The following is an 8,666-nucleotide window of genomic DNA, read 5'->3' on the forward strand; positions in this document are numbered from 1 at the left end:
CGAGATTGTCCTCATGTTCGTAGGCGGCGATATCGGCGGCCGCGACCTCCGCCGCCGCCGCACCATCGCAGCGAACGAAGAATGCGGGCAGCAGCCCCGCGACCCGCGCCAGGGTCAGCGCCGCCGACGCCGCGACGCCCTCCGCGACGGGCCTCGTCCGGTACGGCCCCTTGAATGGGGTGGCGAGATCGTTCGCCGGATCGGCGAGCGCGAGCGCGGCGGTAAGGTCCAGCCACGGCACACGCTCGATCAAAACCGGCTGGCCGGGCGTCGCGGCGTCGCGCTGGTTGGCGAGCTTGAGGATCGCGCCGCGTTCGGCTGACAGCAGCAATTCGGCTTTGCCGTCGGGATCGAACGCCGCCAGCCGCGCATCGTCCGCCCGCTCGACCGCCAGCACGACGATCGCACCGTCGATCCGCACCGGCCAGCCGCGCCGAAGCGCATCGATCGCACGGGCAGCGGCGAACGCGTCGCTCACACCGCGAACTCGGTCACGAGCGGCACATGGTCCGACGGCTTGAGCCAGTTACGGCAATCCTCATGGACCGTATGCGCGGTCGCCTTCGCGGCGACTTCCTTGCTCGCCCACATATGATCGAGCCGGCGGCCGCGATCGTTGGCGGTCCAATCGGGCGAACGATAGCTCCACCAGGTGTGCAACCGCGCGGGCGCGGGATAGAAATGACGGCCGAGATCGACCCAGTCGTGCGCCGCCTTGAGCCGATCCAGCGCATCGACCTCAACCGGCGTGTGGCTGACGACGTCGAGCAATTGCTTGTGGCTCCAAACGTCCTCGGGCAGCGGCGCGATGTTGAAATCGCCCACGATCAGCGTCGGCTCGTTCAGGCACTTGGCCCATTCGGTCATGCGTTCGACGAAAGCCAGCTTCTGCGCAAACTTGGGGTTCACCGCCGGATCGGGGATATCGCCGCCAGCCGGGACATAGACATTCTCGAGCCGGAAACCCGCCTCCAGCCAAACGCCGACATGACGCGCCTCGCCATTGTCCTGCCAGTCGAAACGCCAGCAATCGTCATCCGCGTCGCGGAACGGAATGCGCGACAGGATCGCGACGCCATGATGCATGCGCTGGCCGTGGAGCCGCTGATGGACATAGCCCATCCGCTTGAAGTCGGCCGCCGGGAAGACATCGTCCGCCGCCTTGGTTTCCTGCAGGCAGAGGATGTCGACCCGTTGTTCCTGGAGGAAGCGCTCGACGATGCCGATCCGTGCCCGCACCGAATTGATGTTCCACGACGCAATCTTGAGAACTGTCATGCCGAGCATGTAGCGACGCGAGCGCGCGGAGGGAAGATTGGCCCGCCCCTATCCTGCAGGGGAATTTTGTACCGGGCGGTTGGCTTCGCCGGGCGGCGTGGCTATATCCGCCCGCTAACCAGCGGCTGGGAGGGCCAATGTCGTCGATCCTATCCGTTTCCGCCGCCACCAAGCGCTATAAATCCGACTTCACCGCACTCGACCATGTCGATCTTGAGATCGAAAAGGGCGAGATTTTCGCGCTGCTCGGGCCGAACGGCGCGGGCAAGACGACGTTGATCAGTCTGGTGTGCGGCACCGTGTCGATGACCTCGGGCACGATCAAGGTCGACGGCCACGACATCCAGAGCGACTATCGCGCCGCGCGTGCCAAGATCGGTCTCGTGCCGCAGGAAATCGCGCTCGATATCTTCGCGACCGTCTGGAACACGGTCAGCTTCAGCCGCGGCCTGTTCGGCAGATCGCCCAACCCGGCCTTCATCGAAGAGCTGCTGCGCGACCTTTCGCTGTGGGAGAAGCGCAACAACAAGGTCATCGAATTGTCGGGCGGCATGAAGCGCCGCGTGATGATCGCCAAGGCGTTGAGCCATGAGCCCGATCTGCTGTTCCTCGACGAGCCGACCGCGGGCGTCGACGTCAATCTGCGCCGCGACATGTGGGCGTTGGTGCGCAAGCTGCGCGAGAAGGGTGTCACGATCATCCTCACCACCCATTATATCGAGGAAGCCGAGGAAATGGCCGATCGGGTCGGTGTGATCGACCACGGCAAATTGCTGCTGGTCGAGGACAAGGCGGCCTTGATGCGCAAGCTCGGCAAGCGCCGGCTGACGGTGGTGCTGCAGGAGCCGATGGCGGCTCTGCCCGCCGCGCTCTCCGACTGGCCGCTCGCGCTCGAGGATGACGGCCACAAGCTGGTCTATTCCTTCGACGCCGAGGCGGACGCGCTGGGGATTCCCAAATTGCTGCGGCGGCTGGACGAACTGCATATCGACTATCGCGATCTCGATACGGCGCGGAGCTCGCTCGAGGATATCTTCGTCGGCCTGGTGGAGCGTGCGGCATGAGCGTCAACGGCTTCGGCATGAGGGCTATCTACAAGACCGAAATGGCGCGGACGCTCCGCACCGTCTGGCAGAGCATCGCCACGCCGGTGATCACCACCGCTTTGTATTTCGTCGTTTTCGGCGGCGCGATCGGATCGCGCATCCAGCATGTCGGCGGCGTCCATTACGGCGCCTTCATCGTGCCGGGGCTGATCATGCTGACCTTGCTCACGCAGAGCATCAGCAATGCCTCGATCGGCATCTATTTCCCCAAATTCACGGGCACGATCTTCGAGATATTGTCCGCGCCGATGTCCACGGTCGAGACGGTAGCGGCCTATGTCGGCGCGGCGGCGACCAAGTCGGTCGGCATCGGGCTGATCATCCTCGTCACCGCGACCTTCTTCACCGACGTTCAGATCCTCCATCCCTTCTGGATGGTGGCCTTCCTGCTGCTGACGTCGGTCACGTTCAGCCTGTTCGGCTTCATCATCGGCATCTGGGCGAAGAGTTTCGAGCAGCTCGCGATCATCCCGTCGCTGGTGGTGACCCCACTCACCTTCCTCGGCGGCGCTTTCTACTCGATCGATATGCTGCCCCAGCCGTGGCGCACGCTCAGCTTGTTTAACCCGGTCGTCTATCTGGTGAGCGGATTCCGCTGGAGCTTCTACGGGATCGGCGACGTCGGGGTGGTGGCGAGCCTCGGCTTCACCACCGCCTTCATGGCGGCCTGCCTGATCCTGCTCGCCTTCATCTTCCGCACCGGCTGGCGGCTCAAGCCGTAACCACCTGATAGACCCGCGACGTCCCGCTCCCGAACGCGAAATAGGGCGCGAAAGTGGGGCTGCCGGCAAAGCCCCATTCGACTCCTCCGGGCCTGCGCTGGCGGATCGAGGCGAGTTGCGCCCGCGTGAAGCTCGGCGTGTTATCCCCCAGCGCAAACAGGGCGAGCGGGCCCTGCATCACCGCGACGCGATCAGGATGTTGCGCGTCGACCGCTTCTAGCCGGAGCGACCGGTCGATGGTGAGCGTGATGCGATCCCCCTCGCGCCATTCGCGCGCGATCGTCGCGAACCGCCCTGGCACGACGCCGGCGTGAACCCGGCCGTTGACCGCGATCCGCGTGGCCGGGCCCGCCCAGGCCGGGATGCGCAGCCGCAGCACCATCCGCACCGGGCGCTGCACGAATATGCTCATCTCGATATCATCGCCCAGCGGATAATTGCCGTCCTGGGTCAGCGTCAGCGCGGTCTCGCCATCGCGACGCCAGTTGGCCAGGAGCGGAAGGTAGAGGTTGACGAACAGGCCGTGCGCATCGCCCAGTACCGCGTTGATCCCATAGTCCGCGGTCAACTGGCCGATCGAGCCCGAGCAGCAGGGACAGATCGTGTCGTAATAGGCCTTGTGCCCGACCTGATTGTAGTCGGCATAATAGAATGCGGTGCCATCGGACTTGAGCGGCAGCGCGCCCAGCGCGGCGTTGTAGAGCAGCCGCTCCATCCCGTCGCCGTAGCGGCTGTCGCCCGTGATCCGCATCAGATAGCGCGCGACCTTCATATGGCCGTAGCTGCCGCACGGCGCCTCGAAGCTGGCGTGGGTCTTGTCGAGACTGTCACCCAGGCCGCCCGAACCGGGGACGACATAGCCCTCGTTCGGACCCCACCCGCCAGTCGCGAAACTCTGGTCGAGGATGAAGCCCATGCCGTTGCGCGCAGCGGCAAGGTGGCGCGGATCGCCGTCGACGATATAGGCCTCCGCCGCCGAGGCGAGCGCGTTCATATGGCTATAGGCATGGCGCCCGGGCAGCACGTTCTGGCCGGCCGCGAGCGGGAAGAAATACGCGTCGTTCAACTGGTAGGCGCGCGCCATCGTGCGGTAGCGCTCGCCCGCCCCGCGGTCCGCCGCGAGGTAGAGGTTCTCGGCCAAAGTATAGGTCTCATCCCAGCCGAACGCCTGTTCGGCACGCGGCTGCTTCTCGACGTCGGGTCGGTTGAGTGCATGGCCCGGCAGCCAGGGCAGCACCGCGTCGGTGCTCGGCGCGACCAGCTTCAGCGCCTGGGCGTTGCCGGCAAACTGATGCGCATCGATCAGCCCGATCAGGGTCTTGTCGAACGTATAGGCCGGCAGCGTGTAGTTCTTGTAGAAATCCGGCGTGATGGTGGGTGCATAGCCGGCAATCAGCCGGTCCACCTTGGCCTTTGCCCGCGCGTCGTGGGTAACCGCATAGCCGCGCGCCAGCGACGAGACATATTGACCGAAACTGTGGCCGGGGATGAAGCCGACCATGCTCTGCTTCGAATGAAATTCGGGCACGAAATCATACCACCCGCCAAACCGGTCCGCCGCGACCGGCAACCCGGCGCGCTCGCGGAACGGTCGCAGCAGTCGCGCCTCGTCCATCGCCAGCAAAGTTTCGAGCGTCCGCCCCGCCTGGATCTGCGCCGGCCCTTCGAGCAGGGTAACATCGCGATAGGCGAGCACGTCGATCGGCGCGCGCGTCGCGGGCGCTGCCCGGGCCGCCGCGGGCAGCAATGCTATCGTCGCGAGTGCACCCGCACCGCCCAACAATGTCCTGCGTTCGATCTCCATCGGCCCGCCTCTCCCTTGGACAGGATTACTCCGACAAATGCGCAAGTCAAAGCGCGACCGGCCTGGGTCCGTCGAGCAGGCGTTCGTAGAAGCCGCCGAACTTTCCGTCCGGCGAGACCAGGTGGATTTCGAGAATCCAGTGGCGCACGCGGCCATTGCCGTCGCGGTTGCGCATCGGATCGGGATTGTCGGGGCTGATATGATGATCCTGTTTGCGGCCGGGCACGCGCGCATGCGGGAATTCGGCGACGATATGCCCGGCGATCTTGCCGCCAAACGTCCAGCCGGTCTCCGCCGCCGCGTCGCAGGCAAAGGCGTAAACCTGCGCGCCGGTGATATCCGGATCCCGGTCGAACCTCGCCTTCACCGCGTCGAACAGGATCGGCAGGTCGCGGCACAAGGCCTGCTTGCGCGGATCGTTGCCGACCGCATAGCTCCGCCCGACATCGGCTTCCCAATGATCGAAGACGGGGCCCAGATCGAGGAAGACGATATCGTCGTCCTCGACGATGCGGATCGGCGGATTGTCGCCGGCGACCGCGAGCGTGTTGAGCCCGGCGCGGACGATGCGCTTGTGCCAATGACGCTCGATCCCGAACCGTTCGGCGGCAAGCGTATGGATATCCTGCTCGATCTCGCGCTCGCTGCGGCCCGGCCGGATCAGCCCCGCCGCCTCGATCGCATCGAGCAGGGCCAGCGCCTTTTCTTCCGCCGCGACCAGTTCGGCATGGCGTGTCGTTTCCTCGGCGGCGGCATCGGCTGAATCCATGTTATGACCCTGCCGCAGCACGATCGTTCCGGCAACGTTCAGCAGGGAAATTGCACGGCACGCGCGTCGGGAGAGCCGCACCGATGATCCTTTATCTTCTCGCTTATCTCGGCGGCGCGCTGACGATCATCAGCCCATGCATATTGCCGGTGCTGCCGTTCGTGTTCGCGCGTGCCGACAAGCCGTTCGTACGCAACGGATTGCCGATGCTGGCCGGCATGGCGGCGATGTTCGCTCTGGTCGCGACGCTGGCGGCGCTGGGCGGCGGCTGGGCGGTCCAGGCCAACCAATATGGCCGCGCGCTCGCCCTGATTCTGCTGGCCTTGTTTGGCGTTACCTTGCTGTTCCCGTCGCTGTCCGACCGCCTGACCCGCCCGCTGGTCGGTTTGGGCTCGCGCCTGTCGCAGCGCGCGGATGCGGAAGGCTCGGGCATCGGCACGTCGCTTTTGCTCGGGGTGGCGACCGGCTTGCTGTGGGCGCCGTGCGCAGGACCGATATTGGGTCTGGTCCTGACCGGGGCCGCGCTGCAAGGCGCGAGCGTCGGCACGAGCCTGTTGCTGCTCGCTTATGCCGCGGGTGCCGCGACCTCGCTCGCCTTGGCGCTGCTGGTCGGCGGACGATTGTTCAAGGCGATGAAGCGTTCGCTCGGCGTCGGCGAATGGGTCCGGCGCGCGGTCGGCGCGGCGGTGCTGGTGGCGGTGGCGGCGATCGCGCTCGGCGCGGATACGGGCTTCCTCACGCGTGTCTCGCTGAGTGGCACCAACAGCGTCGAGCAGAAGTTGCTCGATCGTTTCGAGATGGCCCAGATTGCCGAGGCGAAGCATGCGGACCTCGCGGTCGAAGGCACGATGCCGCCGCTCGACGGGGCGGTGCAGTGGCTCAATTCAGCGCCGCTGACGCGCGAAGGCCTCAAGGGCAAGGTCGTTCTGATCGACTTCTGGACCTACAGCTGCATCAATTGCCTGCGCTCGCTCCCCTACGTGAAAGCGTGGGCGGACAAATATCGCGACAAGGGGCTGGTCGTGATCGGCGTCCATGCGCCCGAATTCGCGTTCGAAAAGGATATCGGCAACGTCCGCAAGGCGGTCACCGATCTCGGCATCGATTATCCGGTCGCGATCGATAACGATTATGCGATCTGGCGCGCGTTCAAGAACCATTATTGGCCGGCGCATTACTTCATCGATGCGCAAGGCCGGATCCGCCATCACCATTATGGCGAGGGCGATTATCCCGAATCCGAACACATCATCCAGGCCTTGCTCGCGGAGGCGCATCCGGGCGTGGTCGCGACCGGCATCGTCGCGGTCGATGCGAAGGGTGCGGAGGCGGCGGGTGGTGGCGACGTGCGCTCGCCCGAAACCTATATCGGCTATGCCAAGGCACGGGGTTTCGCCTCGCCGGGCGGCATGACGCACGATGCACCGCATATCTATGCGGGCGGCGCGTTGACGCTCAATCAATGGAGCCTGGCGGGCACCTGGACCATCGCCGCCCAACAGGCCGATCTCGTCCAGGCCGGTGGACGGATCGCCTATCTTTTCCACGCGCGCGACCTGCATCTGGTGTTGGGATCGACCGGCAAGCCGGTCCGCTTCCGCGTCACGATCGACGGTTGCGCGCCCGGCGCCGATCACGGCGCGGACACCGACGCGCAGGGTTACGGCACGATCACCGGGCAGCGGCTGTATCAATTGGTGCGCCAGCAGGGCGCGGTCGCCGACAGGAACTTCCAGATCGAGTTTCTCGACCCGGGCGCGCAGGCCTTTTCGTTCACGTTCGGCTGAGCGGCAGAGCCCCAGAAAAGGAAGGGCCCCCGCTCCGGGGGCTGGAGCGAGGGCCGACCTGGCGTTCGTCACGCAGGTGAGGTTGCGATACTCTGCCCGAGCAACAGGGGGGAATCCCGGGGAGCGGCATCGCGACCGCCAAGACGCTTTAAGGCAGCAAACCTGTCACTAAAATGAATGAGACCGTTAATGCTTGCCGGTTTGGGGGCGTGGATCGCGCCACAGGAACGTCCTGTCGCTCACCGTCATGCCGAATTTCTGGTCGGACAGCACCGTCGTCGTGCGATTGCCCTGCGCGTCGAGCACGCTCCAGCCCGCCAGCATCAGCCCGCCGGGCGCACCCGCTTTCGGGGCGAATCCGATCGTGATCGTGCCGAATTCGGGATGCTTGGGATCGCGGCCTTCGATCACGATCCGTCCGTCGGGCGAGCCGGGGACGAGGTGAGCGTAACGCGAAATGTCCTTCGAGGGATCGAGCAGCAGCCCGAGCGGCGAATTGCCGACCGGCCAGCGCGACACCTGCGCCACCTGATAATCGATCATCGTCAGCGCCTTGCCGTCGCCGACGATCAGCAGGGGCACGCCCTGCTGATACTGGAAGCGGATCTTGCCCGGCTGCTTGAGCGTGATCGTGCCGGTGAGCGTGCGGCCGTTGCGATCGGTCTGGGCAAAGCCGGCGGTCATGGTGGTCACCGCGCGGAGATGCGCCTGGACCTCGACGAGGCCGCCCGCCTGGGCAGCGGCGGGCGCCGCGATCAACGCGGCGGCGATAAAGAAACGATGCATCCGGTCTCCGTGGGGCGACGGCCTTGAACTCGGCCTGAATTCTGATCCTTCTTGTCATTGCGAGGAGCGTAGCGACGAAGCAATCCAGTCCTGGAAGCTGGATTGCTTCGCTGCGCTCGCAATGACATCGCGACTATTTCTTGCGCGGCTTCGGCTTGGGCCGCGTCATCGCCCAATCGCGCGACGCTTCGATCTGATCCCGCACCATGTCGACATTGTCGGTGTCGTAGCGGACCAGCAGCGCGGTGTAGCCCTCATAATGCGGCGTCTGCCAGAAGGTGTCGGGATCGATCAGCTTGAGCATCTCGATCTTGTCCTTGGGCGCATGCAGGCAGAAGCTGTCGGCCTCGTGGCTGGGCGTCACCACCGCGCGATCGTTCGCCTTGACCGCCGGGCCGCCATAATAGGTCGTGA

The 8,666-nt window shown here is 65.3% G+C and carries 8 protein-coding genes and 1 pseudogene; 3 read left to right on the forward strand and 6 right to left on the reverse strand.

The window, feature by feature from the left end; translation table 11 throughout:
- Positions 1-478 (reverse strand): annotated as a pseudogene (locus VK533_RS03775) (GTP cyclohydrolase II); the annotation flags it as partial.
- Positions 475-1,278, reverse strand: coding sequence for an exodeoxyribonuclease III (locus VK533_RS03780; RefSeq protein ID WP_324375152.1), 804 nt, complete (start codon positions 1,276-1,278; stop codon positions 475-477). The gene VK533_RS03780 and the pseudogene VK533_RS03775, both read right to left, overlap by 4 nt.
- A 137-nt stretch (positions 1,279-1,415) precedes the next feature.
- Here VK533_RS03780 and VK533_RS03785 point away from each other — a divergent pair, with 137 nt between their 5' ends.
- Both VK533_RS03785 and VK533_RS03790 read left to right on the forward strand, forming a co-directional pair.
- Positions 1,416-2,342 (forward strand): ABC transporter ATP-binding protein, encoded by a 927-nt coding sequence (locus VK533_RS03785; RefSeq protein WP_324375154.1) that lies wholly within the window; start codon positions 1,416-1,418, stop codon positions 2,340-2,342.
- Positions 2,339-3,106, forward strand: coding sequence for an ABC transporter permease (locus VK533_RS03790; protein WP_324375156.1), 768 nt, complete (start codon positions 2,339-2,341; stop codon positions 3,104-3,106). Before VK533_RS03785 ends, VK533_RS03790 begins: the two co-directional genes overlap by 4 nt.
- On the opposite strand, the gene VK533_RS03795 is transcribed toward VK533_RS03790, so the two are convergent.
- Positions 3,096-4,910, reverse strand: a complete 1,815-nt coding sequence (locus VK533_RS03795; RefSeq protein ID WP_324375158.1) for a beta-L-arabinofuranosidase domain-containing protein — start codon at positions 4,908-4,910, stop codon at positions 3,096-3,098. The two genes, VK533_RS03790 and VK533_RS03795, sit on opposite strands and share 11 nt — an antisense overlap.
- A gap of 46 nt (positions 4,911-4,956) precedes the next feature.
- Positions 4,957-5,679 carry a M24 family metallopeptidase gene (locus tag VK533_RS03800; protein ID WP_324375160.1) on the reverse strand — a complete coding sequence of 241 codons (723 nt, stop codon included), beginning with the start codon at positions 5,677-5,679 and terminating at the stop codon, positions 4,957-4,959.
- Between the two features lie 83 nt (positions 5,680-5,762).
- Here VK533_RS03800 and VK533_RS03805 point away from each other — a divergent pair, with 83 nt between their 5' ends.
- Positions 5,763-7,466 carry a cytochrome c biogenesis protein DipZ gene (locus tag VK533_RS03805; RefSeq protein ID WP_324375162.1) on the forward strand — a complete coding sequence of 568 codons (1,704 nt, stop codon included), beginning with the start codon at positions 5,763-5,765 and terminating at the stop codon, positions 7,464-7,466.
- A gap of 186 nt (positions 7,467-7,652) precedes the next feature.
- Here VK533_RS03805 and VK533_RS03810 read toward each other — a convergent pair whose 3' ends face one another.
- Together VK533_RS03810 and VK533_RS03815 are read right to left on the reverse strand one after the other, a co-directional pair.
- Positions 7,653-8,252, reverse strand: a complete 600-nt coding sequence (locus VK533_RS03810) for an outer membrane lipoprotein carrier protein LolA (protein WP_324375164.1) — start codon at positions 8,250-8,252, stop codon at positions 7,653-7,655.
- A gap of 133 nt (positions 8,253-8,385) precedes the next feature.
- The coding region (locus tag VK533_RS03815) for a hypothetical protein (protein WP_324375166.1) at positions 8,386-8,666 on the reverse strand (281 nt) is incomplete at its 5' end.

The organism is Sphingomonas sp. (assembly GCF_035317925.1).
Classification (GTDB): Bacteria; Pseudomonadota; Alphaproteobacteria; order Sphingomonadales; family Sphingomonadaceae; genus Sphingomonas_I.

What these genes read in the sequence shown, in the direction of transcription:
- VK533_RS03780 (WP_324375152.1), bottom strand. Translation starts at nt 1,278, where the DNA reads ATGACAGTTCTCAAGATTGCGTCGTGGAACATCAATTCGGTGCGGGCA.
- VK533_RS03785 (WP_324375154.1), top strand. Translation starts at nt 1,416, where the DNA reads ATGTCGTCGATCCTATCCGTTTCCGCCGCCACCAAGCGCTATAAATCC.
- VK533_RS03790 (WP_324375156.1), top strand. Translation starts at nt 2,339, where the DNA reads ATGAGCGTCAACGGCTTCGGCATGAGGGCTATCTACAAGACCGAAATG.
- VK533_RS03795 (WP_324375158.1), bottom strand. Translation starts at nt 4,910, where the DNA reads ATGGAGATCGAACGCAGGACATTGTTGGGCGGTGCGGGTGCACTCGCG.
- VK533_RS03800 (WP_324375160.1), bottom strand. Translation starts at nt 5,679, where the DNA reads ATGGATTCAGCCGATGCCGCCGCCGAGGAAACGACACGCCATGCCGAA.
- VK533_RS03805 (WP_324375162.1), top strand. Translation starts at nt 5,763, where the DNA reads ATGATCCTTTATCTTCTCGCTTATCTCGGCGGCGCGCTGACGATCATC.
- VK533_RS03810 (WP_324375164.1), bottom strand. Translation starts at nt 8,252, where the DNA reads ATGCATCGTTTCTTTATCGCCGCCGCGTTGATCGCGGCGCCCGCCGCT.